Origin of the sequence: Streptomyces viridosporus T7A, from assembly GCF_008704515.1 — a bacterium.
Classification (GTDB): Bacteria; Actinomycetota; Actinomycetes; order Streptomycetales; family Streptomycetaceae; genus Streptomyces; species Streptomyces viridosporus.
Map to the genome: position 1 here is coordinate 6,513,471 of NZ_CP023700.1, position 26,089 is coordinate 6,539,559.

The window sequence follows — 26,089 nt, forward strand, 5'->3', positions numbered from 1 at the left end:
TCACCGGAGCTCGCGCAACTGCGCGGCGAGCGCCCGGCCGATCTCGCCGATGGGTCCCGGCCGGGTCAGCTCGTTGTGCCCGCAGTCGACGACCTGGAGGTCGACCCGCCCTTCCACGAAGGGACGCCACGCCGCGGCCATCGCCTGCGGGGAGGCGTGGTCCCGGCCTGCGACGGTCAGCATGACATCGCCACGGACGACGCCCAGTAGATCAGGGCTGTACGGATGGATGATGCTCCTCGACATGTTGGTGCCAACACGGGCGAGCGCGCCGATATGACGCTTTTCCAGGCCGGCGAGTGCGCTGTCCCCGGCCCGCAGGACCTCCATCACCCGCTCGTACACCAGCGGCTCGTCCGGGTCGCGGTCCCCTGCCCGGCCGCTGAGGTCCAGCAGGGTGGCCAGCACGTCCTGTTCGTCGTACGCGAGACCCTCGTGCTCCTCGGCGGGGATGTCCGGGTCGGTGTCCAGCACGGCCAGCAGCCCGACCCGCTCGCCCGCGTCCTGGAGCCGGGTGGCGATCATGTGCGCGAGGATCCCGCCGAGGGACCAGCCCACCAGGTGGTAGGGGCCGGACGGCTGCACACTGCGGATCCGGTCGAGGTAGTCGTCGGCCATCTCCTGGATGGACGAGGGCAGTTCCTCGTCGCGGGCGAGCCCTCGGGCCTGGATCGCGTAGATCGGGTGGTCGGCCGGGATGTGCCGCAGCAGGCCCGAATAGCCCCACCCGATACCGGCTCCGGGGTGCAGGCAGAACACGGCCGGTTTCGAGCCGCCGGGCCGCAGGGGCAGCAGCACGTCGAACGGGTCGTGGTCGGAACCGGCGGTGAGCTCGGCGGCCAGCGCGGCCACGGTCGGGTTCTCCAGCAGGCTGCGCACCGAGAGCCGCACGCCGAACGCGGCCCGCGCCCGGCTGATCACCCGGGTCGCGAGCAGCGAATGCCCGCCGAGGTCGAAGAAGTTGTCGTCGACGCCGACCCTGGGCAGCGAGAGCACCTCGGCGAACAGGCCGCAGAGCACCTCCTCCTCGGGGGTGCGGGGCGCCCCGCTGCCCAGCGCCCCGGTGAACTGGGGGTCGGGCAGCGCCTTGCGGTCCAGCTTCCCGTTCGGCATCAGCGGGACCTCGTCCAGCCGCACGAACGCGGCGGGCACCATGTACTCGGGGAGCGTGCCGGCCAGACCGGCCCGCAGCGCCTCCGGCTCCAGGCAGCCGGCCGGTCCGGCCGGGTCCGCCGGAACCACGTAGGCCACGATCATCCGGTCGCCCCCGGCGTCCTCCCGCACCACCACCACCGCACGGCCGACACCGGGCAGCGCGGCGAGCGCCGACTCGATCTCGCCCGGTTCGATGCGGAAGCCGCGGACCTTCACCTGGTCGTCGGCGCGGCCGAGGTACTCCAGAGCGCCCTCGTCGGTCCAGCGCACCAGGTCCCCGGTGCGGTACATCCGCTCGCCGGGCCCGCCGTACGGGCAGGCGGTGAACCGTTCGGCCGTCAGCGCCGCACGGCCCAGGTAACCGCGGGCCAGACCGTCCCCGGCCACGTACAGCTCACCCGGTACGCCGACGGGCACGGGGCGCAGCGTGTCGCCCAGGACGTAGACCCTGGTGCCGCGGACCGGCCGGCCGATGGGCGGGGTGCCGCCCCCCGCGGCCAGGGGCTCGCTGAGGGTGGCCGCGACGGTGGCCTCGGTCGGCCCGTAGGCGTTGACCATGCGGCGGCCCGGCGCCCAGCGGTCCACGAGCTCGGCGCCGGTGGCGTCGCCACCGACGACCAGGGAGCGGAAGTCGGGCAGCCCTTCCACGGGCACGGTGGCGAGCGCCGCCGGCGGCACCAGGGCGTGGGTCACCCGCTGCTCGCGCAGCACCTCGGCGAGGGCCTCGTCACCGAGCGGGCCGGGCGGGGGCACGACCAGCGCGGCCCCGGCGGGCAGCGCGGAGCACAGTTCCAGCACCGAGGCGTCGAAGCTCGGCGAGGCGAACTGGAGCACCCGGGCCGTGCCGTCCACGGCGAACCCTTCGGCCACCGCGGCGGAGAAGGCCGCCAGCCCGGTGTGCTGCACCAGCACACCCTTGGGCCGGCCGGTGGAGCCGGAGGTGTGGATGACGTACGCGGGATGACCGGGCAGCAGCGCGGTGGCGCGGTCGGAGTCGGCCAGGTCGTGGGCCGGCAGCGCGGCGAGCTCCCCGGCGACGGCCGGGTCGTCCAGCCGCAGCACCGGGAGCCCGGCCGGCGGCACGCCCTGCGGCAGGGCGACGCCGGAGGCGGTGACGGCGAGCACCGGCGCCGCGTCGTCGAGCATGAACGCGATGCGCTCGGCCGGGTAGGACGGGTCCACCGGCAGGTAGGCGGCCCCGGACTTGAGCACCGCGAGCTGCGCCACCACGATGTCCACCGACCGGGGCAGCAGCAGGGCGACGATCCTCTCCGGCCCGGCCCCGCGCGCGACCAGCAGCCGGGCGAGCCGGTTGGCCCGCTCGTTCAGCTCGGAGTAACCGAGCCGCACCCCCGGCGCGACGACGGCGTCGGCGTCCGGGGTGCTGCGGACCTGCTCCTCGAACAGTTCGGGGAAGGTCCGGGCCCGCGGCCCGTCGCCGCCGCGGCTCCAGGTCTCGACGAGCCGCCGGTGCTCCTGCGGGGAGAGGACGTCCAACCGGCCGACGGCCTGCTCCGGGTCCTCGACCACGGCCCGCAGCAGCGCCTCCAGGCGTCCGCCCATCAGCCGCACGGTCTCGTCGGAGAACAGGTCGGGCCGGTAGCTCAGCCGCAGGTGGAGCCGGGGGCCGGGGACGGCCGCGAGGCTCATCGGGTAGTGGTTGGCGTCTTCCCCCACCAGCCCGGTGACCCGCAGCTCGTCCGGGTCGCCCGGGTCCTCGGCCGCCAGCGCGGACGGGTCGACGGGGTAGTTCTCCGTCACGGTGAGCGTGTCGAACAGCTCGCCGACCCCCTCCTGCCAGCCGCTGAGGGACTGGACCTCGGTGAGGCTCAGCTGCTGGTGGTTCATGAGGCCGGACTGCTGCTTCTGCAGCCGTGCCAGGAACCCGGCCAGCGATTCGGTGGGGTCGAGGGTGACCCGGACCGGCAGGGTGTTGATGAACAGCCCGATCATGTGCTCCACACCGGGCAGCTCCGGCGGGCGCCCGGAGACCGTACCGCCGAAGACGACGTCGTCCCGGCCGGTGAGACGGCTCAGCAGCAGCCCCCACACGCCCTGCAGGACGGTGTTCAGCGTCAGAGCGCTCCCGCGGGTCCGCGCCGCCAGCGCCGAGGTGAACTCCTCGGACAGGTCCAGCGTGTGGTGGCGCGGCCGGACCGGCCGGCGGGACGGGTCCCCGGGAGCCAGCAGGGTGGGCTCGCAGACGTCGCCGAGCACATCGCGCCAGGCCTGCTCGCTCTGCGCCCGGTCCTGCTTGGCCACCCACGCCAGGTAGTCGCGGTAGGGCGTGACGTGCGGCATCCCGGACGGGTCGCCGTGCTGCCGGTACAGCGTGAAGAGTTCACCGACCAGCAGCGGTGTGGACCAGCCGTCCAGCAGGATGTGGTGGTTGCTCACCACGAGCCGGTGCTCGCGCTCGCCGAGGCGCACCAGGGTGAAGCGCACCAGCGGCGGCCGGTTCAGGTCGAAGCGGCGCGCGCGGTCGTCGGCCAGGACCCGTTCCAGCGCGGCGGGCCGCTCCTCCTCGGGCAGCCCGCCGAGGTCGACCTCCCGGTAGGGCGGCCGGACCCGGCTGCGGATCACCTGCACCGGGCGCTCCAGGCCCTCGTGCCGGAACCCGGCGCGCAGGCTGGTGTGCCGGGCGACGAGCGCGGCGACGGCGGCCGTCATCCGCTCGGTGTCCACCAGGCCGGTCAGCTCCAGCACCAGCTGCACCGTGTAGACGTCCATCTCCTGCTCGTCGAGCAGGGCGTGGAACAGCAGTCCCTCCTGCAGCGGTGACAGAGGGAGCACGTCCTCGATCGCCGGCTTGGTCATCGGTTCCTCCTGTTGGTGCCGGCATCGGCGTCGTCGTGTTCGTTGTCCTGCGGGGCCCGCTTCGTCCATCGGTCCTGGGAACCGCCGGACGCGTCGGAGCCGTCGAAGTCGTCCTCGAAGTCGTCGTCGAGGTCGTCGCCGAGCCCGTCGATGTCGTGCTGGCTCAGCGACACCAGCGGCAGGTCGGAAGGCGTCCAGCCGCCCGCCTCGGGGGAGGCCGCGTGCTCGGCGAGCACGCGGAGCATGCGGAACCACCCTTCGGCCAGCCCGGCCACGTCCTCCTCGCCGAGGAGTTCCCCGGCCCAGGTCCAGGTGGCCACGAGCTGCGGACCCTCGGGGCCGTCCTGCGTGAAGGCGTTGACCTCCAGCGGGTGCGCGAGCGGCATGGCGTCGTCGGAGCCGCCGCCGAGCCCGCCCGACTCGGGAGCCGGGCCCCAGTCCGCGGCCTCGGCCGCTTCACCGCCCCCGCCGAGCCGGCCCAGGTAGTTGAAACCGATCTGCGGAGGGGCGAAGCCGGCGAGGACGGACCGGGTGTCCGGGTTGAGGTAGCGCAGCAGCCCGTACCCGAGCCCGTGGTCGGGCACCGCCCGCAGCTGCTCCTTGATCTGCTTGAGCACCTTGGCCGCACCCGAACCGGTGGCGGTGAGCTGCTCCCAGTCCTGGTGGCCGGTCTCCAGCCGCACCGGGTGGATCCCGGTGAACCAGCCGACCGTGCGCGACAGGTCGCGGGCGGCGTCGCCGCCCGGCCCGGTCCTGCCGTGGCCTTCGAGGTCCACCAGGACGCCCCGGGTGTGCCGGCCCCGGCTCTCCTGCCACGCGGCGACGGCCAGCGCGAACCCGGTCAGCAGCACGTCGTTCACCCCGGCGTGGAACGCGGAGACGACGGAGGTCAGCAGCGGCTCGGTGTGCTCGCGGGCGAGGGACAGGGTGAGGGTGCGCGCGGTCGCCAGGGTGTCGCGCGCCGGGTCGAGCGGACGCTCGCCGAGCAGCGGTTCGCCGTCGGCCAGCATCGTCGTCCAGCGGTCCAGGTCGCCGACGCGTTCGGGCCTGAGGGCCTCCTCGTGCAGCAGGCGGGCCCAGGTGCGGAAGGACGTGGGCACCGGTTCGAGCACCGGCTTCCCGCCGTCGGCCAGGGCCTGGTACGCCGCGGCCAGATCGGGGGCGATGATCCGCCAGGAGACGCCGTCGACCACGAGGTGGTGGGCGATCAGCAGCAGCCGCCCGGAGTGGTCCGGGCCGGCGTCGAACCAGAGCGCCTGGACCATGACGCCGTTCTCGGGCGACAGCCGGTCCCACGCCGCGGTGGCGTGCTCCTCCAGCGCGGCGGCGAGCGCCTCGGCCCGGACCGGGCCGGACGGCAGCGCCACCCGGTGCAGCAGGGCCGCCGCGTCGACCGTGCCGCGGTCCGGGACCTCCAGCGACCAGCCGTCGGCGCCGCGCGTGAGCCGCGCCCGCAGCATGTCGTGGTGGTCCAGCAGCGTCTGCAGCGCGGCCGTCAGGTGTGCGGCCGACGCGCCCGCGGGGACCTGGAGCAGCATCGACTGGTTGAAGCGGTCGACGGGCCCGCCCCGTTCCTCCAGCCAGCGGACGATCGGCGTCGCCCCCACGGTTCCGATCCCGGCGTCCGGGCCCTCGTCGGCCGTGCGGTCGACGGTGGTGGCGACGGCGGCCAGCGCCTCGACCGTCTTGTGCTCGAAGACGTCACGCGGGGTCAGGAGCAGTCCGGCCCTGCGGGCGCGGGCGACGAGCTGGATGGAGACGATGGAGTCGCCGCCCAGGTCGAAGAAGCCGTCGTCCACGCCGACGGAGGGCAGTCCGAGGACTTCCGCGAACAGGCCGCAGAGCAGCTCCTCGCGTTCGGTCCGCGCCGCGCGGCCTCCCACCGCGGCGGCGAAGTCGGGGGCGGGCAGCGCCTTGCGGTCGAGCTTGCCGTTGGCGGTCAGCGGCAGTCGCGGCAGCGTCACGAACGCCGACGGCACCATGTACTCGGGGAGTTGCGTGCGCAGGTGCTTGCGCAGGTCCTCCGGTTCCACGGTCCGGTCCTCCGCCTCCGGGACGACGTACCCGACGAGCTTGCGGTCGCCCGGCCGGTCCTCCCGTGCGACGACGGCGACCTGGCCGACCTGCGGATGCGCCGCGAGGCAGGCCTCGATCTCGCCGAGCTCGATGCGGAAGCCGCGGATCTTGACCTGGTGGTCGGCGCGGCCGATGTACTCCAGGTCGCCGTCTGCGGTACGGCGCGCCAGGTCGCCGGTGCGGTACATGCGGGTGCCGGGCGGGCCGTAGGGGTCGGCGACGAAGCGCTCGGCGGTCAGGGCGTGCCGGCCGAGGTAGCCCCGGGCCAGGCCCGCGCCGGCCACGTACATCTCACCGACGACGCCGGCGGGGACCGGTACGAGGTCGGCGTCGAGGACGTGCACCCGCAGATCCGGGATCGGCCGGCCGATGAGGCTGCCCGTGGCGGACTTGGCGGTCAGCCGGTCCAGTGCGCGGTGGGTGACGTGGACGGTGGTCTCGGTGATGCCGTACATGTTGATCAGGCGGGGGGCGTCCTCGGGGTGGCGGCCGTACCACTCCTGCAGCCGCCACAGGTCGAGTGCCTCGCCGCCGAAGACGACGTAGCGCAGGGCCAGCCGGGCGCCCAGGTCCGGGCGGTCGCCCTCGGTCCGCATCAGCTGGTAGAAGGCGGAGGGCGTCTGGTTGAGCACCGTCACCTTCTGGTCGGCCAGCAGGGCCAGGAAGTCCTCCGGCGAGCGGGAGACCTCGAAGGGGACGATCACCAGGCGGCCGCCGTGCAGCAGCGGGCCCCAGATCTCCCAGACGGAGAAGTCGAAGGCGTAGCTGTGGAAGAGGGTCCACACGTCGTCGGGGCCGAAGCCGAACCAGGGGTCGGTCGCGGAGAACAGGCGGACCACGTTGCCGTGCGGGATCACCACGCCCTTGGGGCGGCCGGTGGAGCCGGAGGTGTAGATGACGTAGGCGGCGGAGCCGGCGGTGAGCGGGCCGCCGCGGTCGGCGTCCGTCAGGTCGTGGCCGGCCAGGGCGGCCAGGTCCGCCCGCAGGTGGGGGTCGTCCAGGGTGAGGACGGTGGCGGTGCCGCAGTCGACGCCGGACAGGTCCACGCCGGAGGTGGTCAGCACCAGGGCGGGGGCGGAGTCGGTGACCATGTGGGCCAGGCGTTCGGCGGGGTAGTCGGGGTCCATGGGGACGTAGGCGGCGCCGGTCTTGATCACGGCGAGCAGGGCGGTGACCAGGTCGGTGGTGCGGGGCAGGGCGAGGCCGACGAACCGGCCGGGGCCGGCGCCGGTGGCGGTCAGGCGGCGGGCCAGCCGGTTCGCCGAGGTGTTCAGGTCGCGGTAGGAGAGGGCGTGGTCGCCGCAGACCACGGCGGTCGCGTCCGGGGTGGCGGCCGCCCGTGCCTCGAACAGCTCGGCCAGCGACGGCCCGTGCGTGTCGGCCTCACCCACCACCGCACCCACACCGGCGAGGGCGGCTTCCCACTCGGCCGCGTCCAGGACGTGCACGTCGCTGAGGACCCGGTCGGGCTCCTCGGCCCACGCGGACAGCAGCCGGACGAAACGCTCGGCGAGACGGCCGGCCGTGGACGGGTCGAAGAGGTCGACGGCGAACTCCAGCGCACCCGTGATCCCCGCGGGCGAACCGCCGGGGGTCCGCTGCTCGGTCAGGCTCAGCGCCAGGTCGTACTTGGCGACGGTGTGCTCGACCGGGTGACCGCCGAAGGTCAACCCGGGCAGCTCCAGGCCGTCCTCGGCGGGGGCCTGGTTGTGGAACGTCAGGTTGACCTGGAACAGCGGGTGCCGCGCCGCGGAGCGCTCCGGGTTCATGACCTCCACGAGCCGCTCGAACGGAACGTCCTGGTGGGCGTAGGCGGCGAGGTCGGTGTCCCGGACCCGCGCCAGCAGCTCCCGGAAGCTCGGGTTGCCGGAGGTGTCGGTGCGCAGCACCAGCGTGTTGACGAAGAAGCCCACGAGGTCGTCGAGGGCGCTGTCGGTCCGTCCGGCGACCGGCGTGCCGATCGGGATGTCGGTGCCGGCGCCCATCTTGGTGAGCAGGGCGGCGGTGGCCGCCTGGAGGACCATGAACACGCTGGTGCCGGTGCGGCGGGCCAGCGTCGTGATCCGGGCGTGCAGCTCGGCGTCGAGCTCCAGCGGGACCAGGCCGCCGCGGTGGGAGGAACGCTGGGGCCGCGGCCGGTCGGCCGGCAGCGTCAGCTCCTCGGGGAGGTCCGCGAGAACGGTACGCCAGTGCTCGAGCTGGGCCGAGACCTTGCTGTCCGGGTCGTCCTCGCTGCCCAGCACCTCCCGCTGCCACAGCGTGTAGTCCGCGTACTGCACCCGCAGGGGTTCCCAGTCGGGGGCCTGCGCCAGACGGCGCGCCGCGTAGGCGGTGGACAGGTCCCTGGCCAGCGGTGCCAGCGAGGCGCCGTCGGCGGCGATGTGGTGCACCAGCAGGTGGAGCACGTGCCGGTCGGGGGCGAGGGCGAAGAGGTCCGCCTTCAGCGGCACGTCGGTCGTCAGGTCGAAGGCGTGGCTGGCCGCGGCGCTCAGCGCGTCGGGCAGTTCGGCCTCGGTCACCTCGGTGACCGGCAGTTCGAGGCTGACGGCGGAGGTCTCCAGCACCCACTGGCGCGGACGCCCGTCGGTGTCGGGGAAGACGGTCCGCAGGCTCTCGTGCCGGTCGACCACGTCCCGCAGCGCGGCGGCGAGAGCCGCCCGGTCCAGGTCGCCGGTCAGGCTCAGCGCCAGCGGGATGTTGTACGCGGCGCTGGGCCCGTCGAAGTGACCGAGGAACCACAGCCTGCGCTGGGCGAAGGAGAGCGGAACCTCCGCGGGGCGTTCGACCGCGCGCACCGGGGGACGTACCCCGGACGCCGAGCCGAGCTGCCGGACGAGCTCGGCCACGGTCGGGTGCTCGAAGACGCTGCGCACCGGGAGCTCCACACCGAGCTCGTCCCGGACGCGGGCCGCGAGACGGGTGGCCAGCAGGGAGTGGCCTCCGAGGTCGAAGAACCCGTCGTCGATGCCGACGTCCTCCACGCCGAGCACCTCGGCGAACAGGCCGCACAGCAGCGCTTCCTGGACGGTCCGGGGGGCACGGCCGGTGGCGGTGGCGGCGGTGTCGGGTGCGGGGAGTGCGGTGCGGTCGAGTTTGCCGTGGACGGTGAGCGGGAGGGCGTCGAGGGGGACGATCGCGGCGGGCACCATGTGCTCGGGCAGGGTGGTGCGCAGCGCGTCGCGGAGGGCGGCCGGGTCGGCGGTGTGGTCGGTGTCGTGGACGGTGTAGGCGATGAGGCGGCGGTCGCCGGGGCGGTCCTCGCGGATGACGGCGGCGGCCTGGCGGATGCCGTCGAGGTGCCGGAGGGCGGTTTCGACTTCTCCGAGTTCGATGCGGAAGCCGCGGAGCTTGACCTGGTCGTCGGTGCGGCCGAGGTAGGTGAGTTCGCCCGGTGCGCTCCAGCGGACGAGGTCGCCGGTGCGGTACATCCGCTCGCCCGGCGACCCGAACGGACACGCGACGAAGCGTTCGGCGGTCAGGTCGGGGCGGTTCAGGTAGCCGCGGGCCAGGCCGGTGCCGGCCACGTAGAGCTCACCCACCACGCCGGGGGCGACCGGTCGCAGTCCCTCGTCCAGGACGTAGACGCGGGTGTTGGTGATGGGGGTGCCGATGGGCACGCTGTCGGGCTGGGGGCCGGTGAGCGGGGTGCTCATGGTGGCGCAGACGGTGGTCTCGGTGGGGCCGTAGGCGTTGATCATGCGGCGGCCGGGTGCCCAGGCTTCGACGACCTGGGCGGGGACGGCCTCGCCGGCGACGACGAGGGTGGTCAGTCCGGGCAGGTCCGACGGTTCCATCGCGGCCAGGGCGGCGGGGGGGATGGTGGCGTGGGTGATGCGCAGGTCGCGGACGGTGTCGGCGAGGTCGGTGCCGGGGCGCAGGTGGTCGGCGGTGGCGGTGACCAGGGTGGCGCCGGACAGCCAGGTGGTGAAGACCTCGGAGACGGAGGCGTCGAAGCTGGGGGAGGCGAACTGCAGCAGGCGGCCGGCGTCGGTGAGGGCGAAGCGGTCGATCTGGGCGGTGGCGAGGTTGCCGACGCCGGCGTGGGAGACCACCACGCCCTTGGGGCGGCCGGTGGAGCCGGAGGTGTAGATCACGTAGGCCGGGTGGGAGACGTGCAGCGGTGACCGCCGGTCCGCGTCCGTCGGGTCGCTGACGGGCCGGGTGTGGAGCGGCAGGTCGTGCAGGTGCAGGACGGGGCGGTTCCCGGTCGTCGCGGTCGCCGGGGCGGGGTGATCGGTGAGGACGAGGACGGGGTCGGCGTCCTTGAGGGTGTAGGCGATGCGGTCGGTGGGGTGGGCGGGGTCGATGGGCAGGAACGCGGCGCCGGTCTTGAGGACGGCCAGTTCGGCGACGAGGAGTTCCACGGAGCGGGGCAGGAGCAGGGCGACGATGCGCTCGGGGCCGGCGCCCCGGTCGATGAGGTGGTGGGCGAGGCGGTTGGCGCGCTCGTTGAGCTGGCTGTAGGTGAGGGTCTCGCCGTCTGCGGAGAGCAGGGCGGTGTGGGCGGGGGTGCGGGCGGCCTGGGCCTGGAACAGGTCCGGGAGGGTGCCGGTGAGGACCGGTGCCGTGGTGTCGTTCCAGGTGGTCAGGAGGTCGGTGCGTTCGTCGGCGGACAGGACGTCCACCGTGCCGACCGGGGCGTCGGGGTCGGCCGCGACCGCGCGGAGCACGCGCTCCAGCCGGCCGAGGAACGCCTCGATGGTCGATCGGTCGAACAGGTCCACGGCGAAGTCCACGAAGCCGTCCAGTCCGGCCGGGGAACCGTCGTCGGCCGACCGCTCACCGAAGCTCAGCGCGAGGTCGAACTTGGCGACGCCCGTGTCGGCCTCCTCGTTCCGCACGGTCAGACCGGGCAGTTCGAGGTCGCTGCCCCCCGCGTTCTGCAGGGTGAGCATGACCTGGAAGAGCGGGTGGCGGGCCAGCGAGCGCTCGGGGCTGACCAGGTCGACGAGGCGTTCGAAGGGGACGTCCTGGTGGGCGTAGGCCTCCAGGTCGGTCTCCCGGACCCGGTCCAGCAGTTCCCGGAAGGTCGGATCGCCGGAGGTGTCGGTGCGCAGCACCAGCGTGTTGACGAAGAAGCCGACCAGGTCGTCCAGGGCGCTGTCGGTGCGGCCGGCGACCGGGGTGCCCAGCGGCACGTCCGGTCCGGCGCCGAGCTTGCCCAGCCAGACCGCGACGGCGGCCTGCAGCACCATGAAGAGGCTGGCGCCGGATTCCCGTGCCAGCGCGGCCAGGCCGGCGTGGACGTCGGCGTCCAGGGTGAAGGGGACCACGTCACCGCGGTAGGAGGCGCGTGCCGGGCGCGGCCGGTCCACCGGCAGGGGCAGTTCCTCCGGCAGGCCCGCCAGGGCCCGGCGCCAGAAGTCCAGCTGGCCGGAGACCACGCTGGTCGGGTCGTCCTCGCGGCCCAGTACCTCCCGCTGCCACAGGGCGTAGTCCGCGTACTGCACCGGCAGTTCGTTCCAGGCCGGCGCCTCGCCGCGGCACCGTGCCGCGTAGGCGGCCGACAGGTCACGCGCCAGCGGACCCATGGACCACCCGTCGGCGGCGATGTGGTGCAGCACGAGCAGCAGCACGTGCTCCCGCTCGCCGGCCCGGAACAGCGTCGCCCGCAGCGGCAGGTCGGTCGCGAGGTCGAAACCGCGTGCCGCGGTCGCGCCGAGCGCCGTCCGCAGGTCCTTCTCGTCGACCTCGACGAGGTCCAGCCGGGGCACCGCCCCGTCCAGGACGACCTGGACCGGACTGCCGTCGACCTCCCGGAAGACGGTGCGCAGCACCTCGTGGCGGCCGACCACGTCGTGCAGGGCCGCGGCCAGCGCGGCCGGGTCGAGCACACCGGTGAGCCGCACCGCGACCGGCAGGTTGTACGTGGCGGCCTCCGCGCCGTCCAGCCGGCTGAGGAACCACAGCCGCTGCTGCGCGTACGAGAGGGGCAGGTGCTCGGGGCGCGGTACGCGGGACAGGGCCCGGCGGGCCGGTCGGGCGTCGCCGAGCAACCGGGCGAGCCCCGCCGGGGTGGGCGTCTCGAACAGGGCCCGGATGGGCAGTTCGACGTCGACCTCGCCACGGATCCGGCTGATCAGACGGGTGCCCAGCAGGGAGTGGCCGCCCAGCTCGAAGAAGCTGTCGTCGGCCCCGGCCGGGGCGTCGAGTCCGAGGACCTCCCCGAACAGGCGGCACAGCAGGGCCTCCTGCGCCGTGGCCGGAGCACGGCCGGGCTCCCCGGTCTGCACCTCGGGCGCGGGCAGGGCCTTGCGGTCGAGCTTGCCGTTGGGGGTGAGCGGCAGGGCGTCGAGGGTGACGAAGGCCGACGGCACCATGTACTCGGGCAGCGCGGCCGCCAGGTGCCTGCGCAGTGCGCCGCCGTCCGTGTCCGGGGCGGGGGTGTCGGCGGGGACGGTGTAGGCGACGAGTCGCTTGTCGCCGGGCCGGTCCTCGCGGACCAGGACGGCCGCCTGGGCGACGTCCGGGTGGGACACCAGCACCGACTCGATCTCGCCGAGCTCGATCCGGAAGCCGCGCAGCTTGACCTGGTGGTCGGCGCGGCCCAGGTACTCCAGGGCTCCGTCGGAGCCCCAGCGGACCAGGTCGCCGGTGCGGTACATGCGGCCGCCCGCGTCCCCGTAGGGGCAGGCGGTGAACCGCTCCGCGGTCAGCGCCGGGCGGCCCAGGTAGCCGCGGGCCAGCTGCTCGCCGGCGAGGTAGAGCTCTCCCACCACGCCCGGGGCGACCGGGCGCAGCGCCGCGTCCAGCACGTACACCCGGGTGTTCCACACGGGGTGGCCGATCGGGACGGCGCGTGCCTCCTCGGAGGGCTCGCAGGTCCAGTGGGTGACGTCGACGGACGCCTCGGTCGGGCCGTAGAGGTTGTGCAGCTCGGCGTCGAACAGGTCGAAGAAGCGGGAGCGCTGGTCGCCGGTGAGGGCCTCACCGCTGCAGATCACCCGGCGGAGGGAGGCCCCGCACCCGGCCGCGGCCGGCTCGGCGAGGAAGGCCTGGAGCATGGACGGCACGAAGTGCAGCGTGGTGATCCGTTCGGCGCGGATCAGTTCGGCCAGGTAGACCGGGTCCCGGTGGCCCTCGGGACGGGCCAGGACCAGCGTGGCGCCGGTGATCAGCGGCCAGAAGAACTCCCACACCGACACGTCGAAGCCGGACGGCGTCTTCTGGAGGACCCGGTCGTCGGCGCGCAGGCCGTACCGGTCCTGCATCCACAGCAGCCGGTTGACGATGCCGCGGTGCGGCACGGGCACGCCCTTGGGGCGGCCGGTGGAGCCGGAGGTGTAGATGACGTACGCCGGGTTGTCGGGGCGGGCGGTGTCCGGCAGCGGTGAGGCGTCGAGCGCCCGGAGCTCGGCGATCAGCCCCGCGTCGTCCAGGGACAGGCGGGGGGTGCGCAGGTCCGGCTGCTCCGGGAGCCCGGCCGCCGCGACCGTGAGGAGCAGGGCGGGCTCGGCCTCGCCGAGCAGGTGGCCGATGCGGTCGGCCGGGTAGTCCGGGTCGACGGGCAGATAGGCGGCGCCGGCCTTGAGGACGGCGAGCAGCGCGACGACGAGTTCGGGGGAGCGCGGTACCGCCACGGCAACGGTCCGCTCCGGCCGGACGCCCTCGGCGACGAGACGCCGGGCCAGGCGGTTGGCGCGGGCGTCGAGTTCGGCGTAGGTGAGGGTGGTGTCCTCGAAGACGAGGGCCGGCGCGTCCGGGGTGCGGGCCGCCTGCTCGGCGAGAAGGCCGGTCAGGGTGGTGTCGGGCACCTCGTGGCGGGTGTCGTTGCGGCGGACGAGGAGTTCGTGCCGCTCGACGGGACCGAGGACGTCGATCCGGCCGATGGCGCGGTCCGCGTCGGCGGCGACCGCCTCCAGCAGCCGGACGTACCGGGAGACGAACTTCTCGACCGTGGCCCGGTCGAACAGGTCGGTGCTGTACTCGACGATGCCGTCGAGCCCGTCGTGGCCGCCGTCGGCGCCGCGCTTCTCGCCCAGCTCCAGCGCGAGGTCGAAACGGGCCGAGCCGGTCCGCACCGCGCGGGGTGCGACGCTCAGGCCGGGAAGCTCCAGGGTGGCCCGTTCGGTGTTCTGCAGCGTGAGCATCACCTGGAACAGCGGGTGCCGGGCGAGGGAGCGCTCGGGGTTGACGACCTCCACGAGCCGGTCGAAGGAGACGTCCTGGTGGGCGTAGGCGGTGAGGTCCGTCTCGCGGACCCGGGCCAGCAGCTCGCGGAAGGACGGGTCGCCGGAGGTGTCGCAGCGCAGCACCAGGTTGTTGACGAAGAAGCCGACGAGGTCGTCGAGGGCTTCGTCCGTGCGGCCCGCGACGGCGGTGCCGATGGGGATGTCCTCGCCGCAGCCGAGCCGGTCGAGCAGGGCCGCGAGGCCCGCCTGGAGGACCATGAAGAGGCTGCAGCGGCTGTCGCGGGACAGCTGGACGAGCTTGCGGTGCAGCTTCGGGGTGAGCGAGAAGGGCACGACGTCGCCCCGCAGGCTCGCCTGCGCGGGGCGCGGACGGTCCGTGGGCAGCGCCAGTTCCTCGGGCAGACCGGCCAGGACCTGCTTCCAGTGGGCGATCTGACGCGCGCCGACGCTGTCCTCGTCGTCCTCGCTGCCGAAGAGTTCGTGCTGCCAGAGGCTGTAGTCGGCGTACTGCACCGGCAGCGGCTCCCACGCGGGGGTCGCGCCGGACCGGCGGGCGGCGTAGGCGGTCGAGAGGTCGCGGGCGAGCGGCGCGAGCGACCAGCCGTCGCCGGCGATGTGGTGCAGCAGGAGCAGCAGGACGTGCCGCCGCGCGCCGAGGGCGAAGAGGGTGACCCGCAGCGGCGTCTCGGTCGCCAGGTCGAACGGAAGGGACGCGGCCTCGGCGAGCCGGTCGTCGAGGTCGTCGTCGGTGACGGCGACGGGACGGAGCGCAGCGGCCGGGGCCGGGGGCAGGACGACCTGGTGGGGGCGGCCGTCGGTCTCGGCGAAGACGGTGCGCAGGCTCTCGTGCCGGGCGATGACGTCGGTCAGGGCGTCACTCAGGGCATCCCGGTCCAGTTCGCCGTCGAGCTGCAGCACGAGCGGGATGTTGTAGCCGGCACCGGTGGTGTCGAAGCGGCCGAGGAACCACAGGCGCCGCTGGGCGAAGGAGAGCGGGATCTCGGCCGGCCGCGGCCGGGGCTCCAGGGGCGGGCGGCCGTCCGCGGACCGCTGGAGGAGGGCGGCGAGCCCGGCCGGGGTGGCCGACTCGAAGAGGCTGCGCAGCGGCAGTTCGACGTCGAACGCGGACCGCACGCGGCTGACCAGGCGGGTGGCCTGGAGGGAGTGGCCGCCGAGCTCGAAGAAGCTGTCGTCCACCCCGACGGCCGGGAGGCCGAGGATCTCGGCGAACAGACCGCAGAGGATCTCCTCCTGCGGGGTGCGCGGGGCGCGGCCGGCACCGCCGACCGCCTCCTCGGGCGCGGGCAGCGCCTTGCGGTCGAGCTTGCCGTTGGCGGTGAGCGGGAGTTCGCCGAGCACGACGAACGACGACGGCACCATGTACTCGGGGAGCGTGGCGGACAGCCGGTCGCGCAGCGCCCGGGGATCGACCGGCGGGCCCTGGACGTCGCGGGGGACGGTGTAGGCGACGAGCCGCTTGTCGCCGGGCCGGTCCTCGCGGACCAGCACGACCGCCTGGGCGACGTCCGGGTGCGACACCAGCACCGACTCGATCTCGCCGAGCTCGATCCGGAAGCCGCGCAGCTTCACCTGGTCGTCGGCGCGGCCCAGGTACTCCAGGGTGCCGTCCTCGGAGGACCGCACCAGGTCGCCGGTGCGGTACATCCGGGCACCCGGACCACCGTAGGGGCAGGCGGTGAACCGCTCCGCGGTCAGCGCCGCACGGCCCAGGTAGCCGCGGGCCAGCTGCTCGCCCGCGAGGTAGAGCTCTCCCACCACGCCCGGGGCGACCGGGCGCAGCGCCGCGTCCAGCACGAGGACGCTGGTCCCGTCCACGGCCCGGCCGATGGCCGGGACACCCGTACCCGCGACCAGCGGTTCGCTGATCGTGGCCACGACGGTGGATTCGGTGGGGCCGTAGGCGTTGACCATGCGGCGGCCGGGGGCCCAGCGGTCCACCAGGGCGGCGTCGGTGGCGTCGCCGCCCACGATCAGGGTGGTGAAGTCCGGCAGCTCCATGGCCGGGACGGTGGCCAGCGCGGCCGGGGGGATCAGCGCGTGGGTGATGGCGCGGTCCGCGAGGACCCGGCCCAGGGCCTCGTCGGCCAGCGGGCCGGGCGGGGGGACCACCAGGGCGGCGCCCCGGGGGAGGCTCATGCACAGTTCGAGGACCGAGGCGTCGAAGCTGGGCGAGGAGAACTGCAGCACCCGGCTGTGCGGGCCGACCGCGCAGCGTTCGGCCAGGACCGTGGCGAAGGCGGCCAGGCCCTGGTGGGAGACCACCACGCCCTTGGGGCGGCCGGTGGAGCCGGAGGTGTAGATGACGTAGGCGGGGTGGGCCACGGTCAGCGGCGCCGGCCGGTTCGCGTCCGTGGGGTCGGTCGCCGGTGCGGCGGTCAGGTCGAGGCGGTCCAGGAGCAGGCGGGCGGCGGCGGTCGATTCGGGCAGGCGGTCCGCGTCGTGGCCGGTGGTGAGGACCAGGACGGGGTCGGCGTCGTGGAGCATGTAGGCGATGCGGTCGGCGGGGTAGTCCGGGTCGACCGGCAGGTAGGCGCCGCCGGCCTTCATCACCGCCAGGCGGGCCACGACGATGTCCACCGAGCGGGGCAGCAGCAGGGCGACGATCCGCTCCGGGCCCACGCCCCGGTCGATGAGGTGGTGGGCGAGCCGGTTGGCCCGCTCGTTGAGCTGCGCGTACGACAGCGACTCGTCGTCGGAGAGGACCGCGGGGGCGTGCGGGGTCCGGGCCGCCTGCGCCTCGAACAACGCCGGGAACGTCGCGGCGGGCACCGCGGGCCGGGCACCCCGCCACGCCTGCAGCAGCTGCTCCCGCTCCGCGCCGGTGAGCACGTCGAGGCGGCCCAGGAGCTGCTCGGGGGCATCGGTGAAGCTCTCCAGGATGTGCTGGAGCCGCCGGCCGATGAGCTCCGCCTGCCGGGCGGTGAACAGATCCGGGCGGTAGCCCATGCGCAGCCGCATCCGCTCGCCGGGGAGGATCGCCAGGCTGAACGGGTAGTGGTTGTCGTCGGTGGTGTGCACGCCGGTGACGCGCAGGCCGTCGACGGGCTCCGAGAAGCCGTCGGTGTCGATCGGGTAGCTCTCGAACGCCGTGATGGTGTCGAAGAGTTCGCCGCCGCCGAGGAGGGACTGGATGTCGGAGAGGCCGTAGTGCTGGTGGTCCATCAGCTCCGACTGCTCGTCCTGCAGACGGCGCAGCAGGTCGGCGACGGGCTGCCCGGCGTCCAGCCGGACGCGGACCGGCAGGGTGTTGATGAACAGGCCGACCATGTGCTCCATGCCGGCCATCTCCGGCGGGCGGCCGGAGACCGTGCTGCCGAAGACGACGTCGTCCCGGCCGGTGAGACGGCCCAGCAGGACGCCCCAGGAGGCCTGCACCACGGTGTTGACCGTGAGGTCGTGACGGCGGGCCAGGGCCGTGACGGCCGCGGTCAGCTCCTCGGAGAGCTCGTGGTGGTGGTAGTGCGGGGGCTCGGCGGCGGCGGCCGGGGCGGCCGGGGCCAGCAGGGTGGGCTCCTCGACCCCGGCGAGGGCCCGGCCCCACGCCTTCGCCGCAGCGTCGCGGTCCTGGGCGGCGGCCCAGGCGAGGTAGTCGCGGTACGGCGTGACCCGCGGCAGCCCGGTGGCGTCACCGCCCTGCGCGTACAGGACGAACAGCTCCTGCAGCATGATCGCCATCGACCAGCCGTCGAGCAGGATGTGGTGGTTCGCCAGCACGAAACGGAACCGCCGGCCCGAGAGCCGTATGAGGGTGAAGCGCACCAGCGGCGGCGCGGTCAGGTCGAAGTGCTGGGCGCGGTCGGCGGCCATGAGCGCCTCGAGGCGCCCCGGCTCGTCCTCGGCCGCCACGTCCGTCAGGTCGATCTCCTGCCAGGGGAGTTCCACCTCGCGGGGGATGATCTGCACGGGCTTGTCGAAACCCTCGTGCACGAAGCCGGCGCGCAGGTTCGCGTGCCGCCGCAGCAGGGCGGCGGCAGCCGTCTTCAGGGCCGCCACGTCCAGGGCGCCTTCGAAGTCGAAGGCGATCTGACCGCCGTACACGTCGAGCTCCTGCTCGTCGAGCAGGGCGTGGTACAGCATGCCCTCCTGCATCGGTGACAGGGGGAGGACGTCCTCAAGTCCCGCACCATTCATGACGACTTCCTCCACGTGCTTTCCAGAAGATCGAGTTGTGCCTGCGACAGGTTCACCAGCGGCATGTCCGACGGCGAGTGGCCGCCCGACTCCGGTGCGGCGGCGTACCGGGCCAGCGCCTCCAGGGCGTCGAACCAGTTGTCCGCCAGGTCCTGCATGTCCTGCTCGGGGAACAGCCCGTCGGGCCAGGTCCAGGTGACGTTCAGTTCGGGACCTCCGGGAAGGTCCCTGACGAGGGCGTTGATCTCGATGGCGTGTGCCAGTCGGGTGTCCGGGTCGCCGGCGGCGGCTCCGGTCAGGGCGGCCGACTCCGGTGCCACGGCCCAGTCCTGGTCCTCGGCGCCCGGAGCACCGAGGCGCCCGAGGTAGTTGAAACCGATCTGGGGGTCCGGGTACTCGGCCAGCAGGGGGGCCGTGGCCGGGTTGAGGTGGCGCAGCATGCCGTACCCGATGCCGTGGTCCGGCACGGCCCGCAGTTGCTCCTTGACCCGTTTCACGGCGCGTCCCAGCGCCGCCCCGCCGGCCCTCACCTCGTCCCGGTCGAGCTGTCCGGGGTCGAGCCGCACCGGGTACACGGTCGTGAACCAGCCGACCGTACGGGACAGGTCGGCGCCCCCGACCACGTCCTCACGGCCGTGGCCCTCCAGGTCGACGAGGACGGCTCCGTCCTCGCCGAGGCCCCGGCGGCGGCGCCACTGCGCCACGGCCAGAGCGAGCCCGGTGAGCAGGACGTCGTTGACCCCGCCGTGGAACGCGGCCGGGACGTCGGTGAGCAGCGGTTCGGTGCGGTCGGCCGGCAGGCTCAGGGTGAGCGAGCGCGCTCCGGCCGCGGTGTCGGACGGCGCGAGCGGGCGTGCGCCGAGAGGCGCCTCCTCCTCGGACAGCATCTCCAGCCACAGCTCCACCTCGTCCTCCCGCTCGGCGGCGGCCTCGGTCAGGCGCTGCGCCCAGCGGCGGAAGGAGGTTCCGTTCGGTGCCGGGCGCGGCTGCCCGCCCTCGGCGGCGGCCTGCCAGGCGGCGGCGAGGTCCGGGAGCAGGATGCGCCAGGACACGCCGTCGACGACCAGGTGGTGGGCGGTGATCAGCAGCCTGCCGGGGGTGGACGGCCCGGCGTCGAACCAGACCACCCGGAGCATCCGCCCGGCGGCCGGGTCGAGTGCGCGCCAGGCGGCCTCCGCCTCGGCGGCGATCAGCGCCTCCAGGTCCGCGCCGGTGAAGCCGTCCGTGGGAACGCGGACGACGACCTCGGCGGCCGGGACGCAGCCGCGGGCGGGTACCTCCAGCGACCAGGGCGTGTCGTCCGCGCCGCGGGTCACGGTCATGCGCAGCGCGTCGTGGTGGTCCAGCAGGGCCTGGACGGCCGTGGTCAGGTGCTCCAGGCCCAGTCCGGCCGGCACCCGCACCAGCATCGACTGGACGAAGCCGTCGGTGGCCCCGCCGTGCTCCTGGAGCCAGCGGATGACGGGGGTGGCCGGCAGGGTGCCGATCCCGGCGTCCGGGTCCTCCGCGGGGGTGTCCTGCGCCCGGCGGACCACGGGCGCCAGGGCGGCGACGGTCCGGTGCGTGAAGACGTCCTTCGGGGAGAACACCAGGCCGGCGGCGCGGGCGCGGGCGACGAGCTGGATGGAGACGATGGAGTCCCCGCCGAGGTCGAAGAAGCTGCTGTCGACACCGACCTCGGGCAGTCCGAGCACGTCGGCGAAGAGCGCGCACAGCGCCTGCTCGACCGGGTCGCCCGCCGCACGGCCGCCCGTCGCCCGGGCCGAGAAGTCCGGTGCGGGCAGCGCCCCGCGATCGAGCTTGCCGTTGGCCGTCAGCGGCAGCGCGTCCAGCAGGACGACGGCCGCGGGGACCATGTACTCGGGCAGGGTCCGCCCCACCCGCTCCCTCAGCGCCGCGGGCTCCGGGGCGGCGCCGGCGGCCGGGACCGCGTAACCGACCAGCCGGCGGACGCCGGGGGTGTCCTCACGGACCACGACGGCGGCCGCGGCCACGTCGGGACCGGCGGCCAGCGCCGACTCGATCTCGCCGAGCTCGATGCGGAAACCGCGGACCTTGACCTGATCGTCCGTCCGGCCCCGGTACTCCAGCAGCCCGTCCGCCGTGGCCCGCACCAGGTCGCCGGTGCGGTACAGGCGGGAGCCGGGCTCCCCGAAGGGGTTGGCCACGAAGCTGCCGGCCGTCAGGTCGGGGCGGCCCAGGTACCCGCGGGCCAACTGGTCGCCCGCGAGGTACAGCTCACCGGTCACGCCCGGCGGGACGGGCCGCAGGTGACCGTCGAGGACATGGACCCGGGTGTTGCGCACCGGCCGGCCCACCAGGGGCTTCTCGCTCTCCGCCAGGGGCAGGAACACGGTGTCGATGGTGGCCTCGGTCGGGCCGTAGAAGTTGTACGCGGTGGTGCGCGGGGCGGCGCGCAGCCGGGACCACAGGTCGGGGCCGAGGGCCTCGCCGCCGAGCATCAGCACCGCGGGGTGGTGCCGGCCGTCGGCCAGCAGCCCCGCCTCCACCAGTTGCCCGGCGAACGCCGGGGTGAGGTCGAGGAAGTCGACGCGTTCCCGGTCGACGTAGGCGGCCAGGGCCTCCGGATCGCGACGGGTGTCGTCGTCGATCAGGTGCAGTTCGTGGCCGTCGAGCATCCACAGCACGCCGTCCCAGGCGGTGTCGAAGGAGAACACGGCCGTCAGGGCCACCCGGAAGCGGCCGTCGGGGTCGTCGGCCCGTGCGTGCCGGTCGAAAAGCGTCTCCTTGTGGCCGTGGAACAGGTTGACCAGGTTGTGGTGCTGCACGACCACGCCCTTGGGGCGGCCGGTCGAGCCCGAGGTGTAGATGACGTACGCCGGGGCCGCGGGGGTCAGCGGCGCGGTGCGGTCGGTGTCCACCACGTCCGCCGGATCGGCGGCGGCCAGCTCCCGGCCGGTCTCCTCCGCGTCCAGCACCAGGCGTCCGATGCCCGCGCCGAGACCCTCGGCCGTCCAGTGGGCGTCCCCCTCGCGGTCGGTCAGCACCACCGTCGGCGCGGCGTCCCGCAGCAGGTAGGCGATGCGGTCCGCCGGGAACTCGGGGTCCACCGTCAGGAAGGCGGCACCGGCCTTCAGCACCGCGAACATCGCGACCAGCGCCTGGGGGCCGCGCGGCAGCGCGAGCGCGACGATCCGCTCCGGTCCGGCGCCGCGTGCGATGAGCAGCCGGGCCAGCCGGTTGGCCCGCTCGTTGAGTTCCGAGCAGGTCAGCGTGGTGCCGCGGAAGACGACGGCGGTCGCGTCGGGCGTGCGGGCGGCCAGGTCCTCGAGCAGGGCCTGGACGGGGTGCCCGGGCACCGGGTGCAGCAGCGCGTTCCCGCCGGTGAGCGCCGTCTCCCGCTCCTGCGCGGTCAGCACGTCCAGCCGGCCGACCGGACGGTCCGGGTCCTCGGCCACCGCTTCGAACAGCCCGGTCAGCCGAGCGGCCAGAGCCTCCGCCCGGTCCTGCGGGAAGCGGCCCGGAGCGTACTCCAGCCGCAGCCGGAGCCGGTCCCCGGGCAGCGCCGCGAGGGTGACGGGGTAGTGGGTGGCGTCCGCGCCGTCGACGTCGGACACCCGCAGTCCGGTGCCGGGGAGTTCGAGCACCGCGGCGTCCATCGGGTAGCTCTCGAACACGGTGAGGGTGTCGAAGAGGTCGCCGATGCCGACGAGCCCCTGGATCTCGGAGAGCTGCACGTGCTGGTGGGGCATCAGTGCGCTCTGCGCGGCCTGCACCCGGGTCAGCAGGGTGGTGACGGTCTCCGCCGGGTCGACGGTGATCCGCACCGGCACGGTGTTGATGAACAGGCCCACCATCGACTCGATGCCCGGCACCTCCGGCGGCCGGCCGGAGACGGTGGCACCGAACACCACGTCGTCCCGGCCGGTGAGACGGCCCAGCAGCACCGCCCACAGGCCCTGCACCACGGTGTTGAGCGTCAGTCCGGACCGGCGGGCCCACTCCTGGAGCGACGCGGTCAGCTCCGCCGGCAGCTCGAAGGGAAGCTGTCGCGGCACCTCGGCCCCGTGGTCCGCGCCCCGGGCCCCGGAGTCGTCCGGGACCAGCAGCGTCGGCTCCTCCACTCCGTCCAGCGCGCTCCGCCAGGCGTCCAGGGCCACGGCGCGGTCCTGCTCGCCGACCCAGGCCAGGTAGTCGCGGTACGGGGTGACGCGCGGCAGGTCGCGGTCGGCGCCGACGTTCCGGGCGTAGAGGGTGAACAGTTCGCCGAACACGATCGGCATGGACCACCCGTCGAGCAGGACGTGGTGGTTGGCGAACACCAGCCGGTGGCGTTCGCCGGCCAGCTTCACGAGGGTGAAGCGCAGCAGGGGCGCGACGGACAGGTCGTAGCGGGCGGCGCGGTCCTCGGCGAGGACCCGCTCCACCCCGGCCCGCTGCGCGGCCTCGTCGAGGCCGCTGAGGTCGACCTCCCGCCAGGGCAGGTCCACGGTCGCGGGGATCACCTGGACCGGGCGGTCCGCGACGTCCAGGCGGAACGCGGCCCGCAGGTTGTCGTGGCGTGCCAGCAGCGACTCGGCGGCGGCACGGAGGGCGCCGGCGTCCAGCGGTCCGTCCAGGCCGAAGGAGAACTGGACGCTGTAGACGTCCGGTCCGCCCTCGTCGAACATCGCGTGGAAGAGCAGCCCCTCCTGGAGCGGCGCGACCGGCAGGATGTCGGACGGCGCGGGGTGCGTCTCCTCGATCCGGTCGATCTGCTCCTGGCTGAGCCGTACCAGCGGAAGGTCGGCCGGGGTGAAGCCGCCCGCCCCCGGCAGGGCGGCGTGCGCGGCGATGTCCCGCAGCGCGTCGAACCATGCGGCCGAGAGCGCCCTGACGGCCGCCTCGTCCAGCAGGCCCTCGGCCCACACCCAAGTGACGGTGAGCACGGGACCCTCGTCCTGCCCGTCCCGGACGACGGCGCTGATCTCCAGCGGGTGCGGCACGGCCATCGCCGCGTCGGCGACGCCGGTGCCCAGCAACAGGTCCGACTCGGCGGCCGGGGCCCAGTCGGCCGGGCCCGCACCGCCGTCCATGCGGCCCAGGTAGTTGAAACCGATCTGCGGAACGGGCAGCGCGGCGAGCAGGGGCCGCGCCCCGGGGTCGAGGTGGCGCAGCAGGCCGTAGCCGATGCCGTTGTCGGGCACCGCCCGCACCTGTTCCTTGACCCGCTTCACCGCGGTGTCCACCCCGTCCGCACCCGCGTTCAGGCGCACCGGGAACAGGCTGGTGAACCAGCCCACCGTCCGGGACACGTCGACGCCGGCCAGTACGTCCTCCCGGCCGTGTCCCTCCAGGTCCAGCAGCACGTCGTCACCGTCGAGGCCACGGGCCCGGCGCCACTTCGGCACCGCCAGGGCCAGACCCGCCAGCAGCACCTCGTTCGCCCGGGCGTGGAACACCCGGGTCACCTCGCCCAGCAGCGCCGAGGTCACGGGGGCCGGCAGCGACACCGACAGCGACCGGGTGGTCCCCATGGTGTCGCGGGCCGGGTCGACGGGGCGGTCGCCCAGCAACGGGTCGGGCCCGGCCAGGGTCCGCTCCCAGAACGGCAGTTCGCCGGTGCGGTCGGCCGTGTGGGCGGTGAGCTCCCGGGCCCAGGTGCGCAGCGAGGTCGGCACCGGGTCGAGCTCGATCCGGCGGCCCGCCGCGACGGCCGCGCCCGCGGCGGCCAGGTCGGTGAGCAGGATGCGCCAGGACACACCGTCGACCACGAGGTGGTGGGCGACCAGCAGCAGCCGGCCGGGAGCCTCGTCCCCGGCGTCGAACCACACGGCCCGCAGCATCACCCCGTCCTCGGGGGCGAGGGCCGCCTGCGCCATGTCGTGGTGCCGGGTGACGGCCTGCCGCAGACCGGCCCCGGTCACGCCGTGCGCGTCGGCGCGCAGGATCAGGTCGGCGGCCCGGACGGCGTCGCGCGGGAGCACCTCCAGGGACCAGCCGTCGGCGCGGCGGTGCAGCCGGCTGCGCAGCGCGTCGTGACGGTCCAGGAGCGCCTGCAGCGCCTCGGTGAGCTGCTCCCGACGCGTTCCGGCGGGGATCTGCAGCAGCATCGACTGGCTGAACCGGTCGGTGGGGCCGCCGAGTTCGGAGAGCCAGGCGACGATGGGCGTGGTGTCGACGGGGCCGATGCCCGCGTCCGGGTCCTCCGCCGTGTGCGCGGTGGCGGCTTCGGCGACCTCCGCGAGCGCGGCGACGGTCTTGTGCTGGAAGACGTCGCGGGCGGTGAGGGCGAGCCCTGCCTTGCGGGCGCGGGCGACGAGCTGGATGGAGACGATGGAGTCGCCGCCCAGGTCGAAGAACCCGTCGTCGACGCCGACGGTCTCCACCCCGAGCACATCGGCGAAGATCGCGCACAGCGTCGTCTCCACCGGCCCGGAGGGTGCCCGGCCCGCGCCCGCCGCCCGGCCGTACGCGGGTGCGGGGAGTGCGGTGCGGTCGAGTTTGCCGTGGACGGTGAGCGGGAGGGCGTCGAGGGGGACGATCGCGGCGGGCACCATGTGCTCGGGCAGGGTGGTGCGCAGCGCGTCGCGGAGGGCGGCCGGGTCGGCGGTGTGGTCGGTGTCGTGGACGGTGTAGGCGATGAGGCGGCGGTCGCCGGGGCGGTCCTCGCGGATGACGACGGCGGCCTGGCGGATGCCGTCGAGGTGCCGGAGGGCGGTTTCGACTTCTCCGAGTTCGATGCGGAAGCCGCGGAGCTTGACCTGGTCGTCGGTGCGGCCGAGGTAGGTGAGTTCGCCGTCTTCGGTCCAGCGGACGAGGTCGCCGGTGCGGTACATCCGCTCGCCCGGCGATCCGAACGGACACGCGACGAAGCGTTCGGCGGTCAGGTCGGGGCGGTTCAGGTAGCCGCGGGCCAGGCCGGTGCCGGCCACGTAGAGCTCACCCACCACGCCGGGGGCGACCGGTCGCAGCGTCTCGTCCAGGACGTAGACGCGGGTGTTGGTGATGGGGGTGCCGATGGGCACGCTGTCGGGCTGGGGGCCGGTGAGCGGGGTGCTCATGGTGGCGCAGACGGTGGTCTCGGTGGGGCCGTAGGCGTTGATCATGCGGCGGCCGGGTGCCCAGGCTTCGACGACCTGGGCGGGGACGGCCTCGCCGGCGACGACGAGGGTGGTCAGTCCGGGCAGGTCCGACGGTTCCATCGCGGCCAGGGCGGCGGGGGGGATGGTGGCGTGGGTGATGCGCAGGTCGCGGACGGTGTCGGCGAGGTCGGTGCCGGGGCGCAGGTGGTCGGCGGTGGCGGTGACCAGGGTGGCGCCGGACAGCCAGGTGGTGAAGACCTCGGAGACGGAGGCGTCGAAGCTGGGGGAGGCGAACTGCAGCAGGCGGCCGGCGTCGGTGAGGGCGAAGCGGTCGATCTGGGCGGTGGCGAGGTTGCCGACGCCGGCGTGGGAGACCACCACGCCCTTGGGGCGGCCGGTGGAGCCGGAGGTGTAGATCACGTAGGCCGGGTGGGAGACGTGCAGCGGTGACCGCCGGTCCGCGTCCGTCGGGTCGCTGACGGGCCGGGTGTGGAGCGGCAGGTCGTGCAGGTGCAGGACGGGGCGGTTCCCGGTCGTCGCGGTCGCCGGGGCGGGGTGATCGGTGAGGACGAGGACGGGGTCGGCGTCCTTGAGGGTGTAGGCGATGCGGTCGGTGGGGTGGGCGGGGTCGATGGGCAGGAACGCGGCGCCGGTCTTGAGGACGGCCAGTTCGGCGACGAGGAGTTCCACGGAGCGGGGCAGGAGCAGGGCGACGATGCGCTCGGGGCCGGC

The 26,089-nt window shown here is 74.3% G+C and carries 3 protein-coding genes (1 of these 3 running past the window's edge); all 3 read right to left on the reverse strand.

The genetic code is table 11. The features are described 5' to 3' along the window. Tightly spaced (each overlapping or abutting the next), the 3 genes in view from CP969_RS29985 to CP969_RS34315 form a layout consistent with a single transcriptional unit that may run on beyond the window. Window positions 1-3,972, reverse strand: coding sequence for an amino acid adenylation domain-containing protein (locus CP969_RS29985; RefSeq protein WP_016824053.1), 3,972 nt, complete (start codon window positions 3,970-3,972; stop codon window positions 1-3). Then, on the reverse strand, window positions 3,969-18,332 hold the full coding sequence (locus CP969_RS34310) for a non-ribosomal peptide synthase/polyketide synthase (protein ID WP_150474982.1): 14,364 nt from the start codon (window positions 18,330-18,332) through the stop codon (window positions 3,969-3,971). The genes CP969_RS29985 and CP969_RS34310 overlap by 4 nt, the downstream gene beginning before the upstream one ends. Continuing rightward, window positions 18,329-26,089, reverse strand: partial view of a non-ribosomal peptide synthase/polyketide synthase gene (locus CP969_RS34315; protein ID WP_150474983.1) — the 3' end only. 13,845 nt of this gene lie beyond the right edge of the window; the window shows 7,761 of its 21,606 coding nt (coding positions 13,846-21,606); its start codon lies off the right edge, out of view — the gene reads right to left on this strand; its stop codon occupies window positions 18,329-18,331. The genes CP969_RS34310 and CP969_RS34315 overlap by 4 nt, the downstream gene beginning before the upstream one ends.

Excerpts from the sequence above, each read along its gene's own strand:
- CP969_RS29985 (WP_016824053.1), bottom strand. The coding sequence starts at position 3,972 with ATGACCAAGCCGGCGATCGAGGACGTGCTCCCTCTGTCACCGCTGCAG.
- CP969_RS34310 (WP_150474982.1), bottom strand. The coding sequence starts at position 18,332 with ATGAATGGTGCGGGACTTGAGGACGTCCTCCCCCTGTCACCGATGCAG.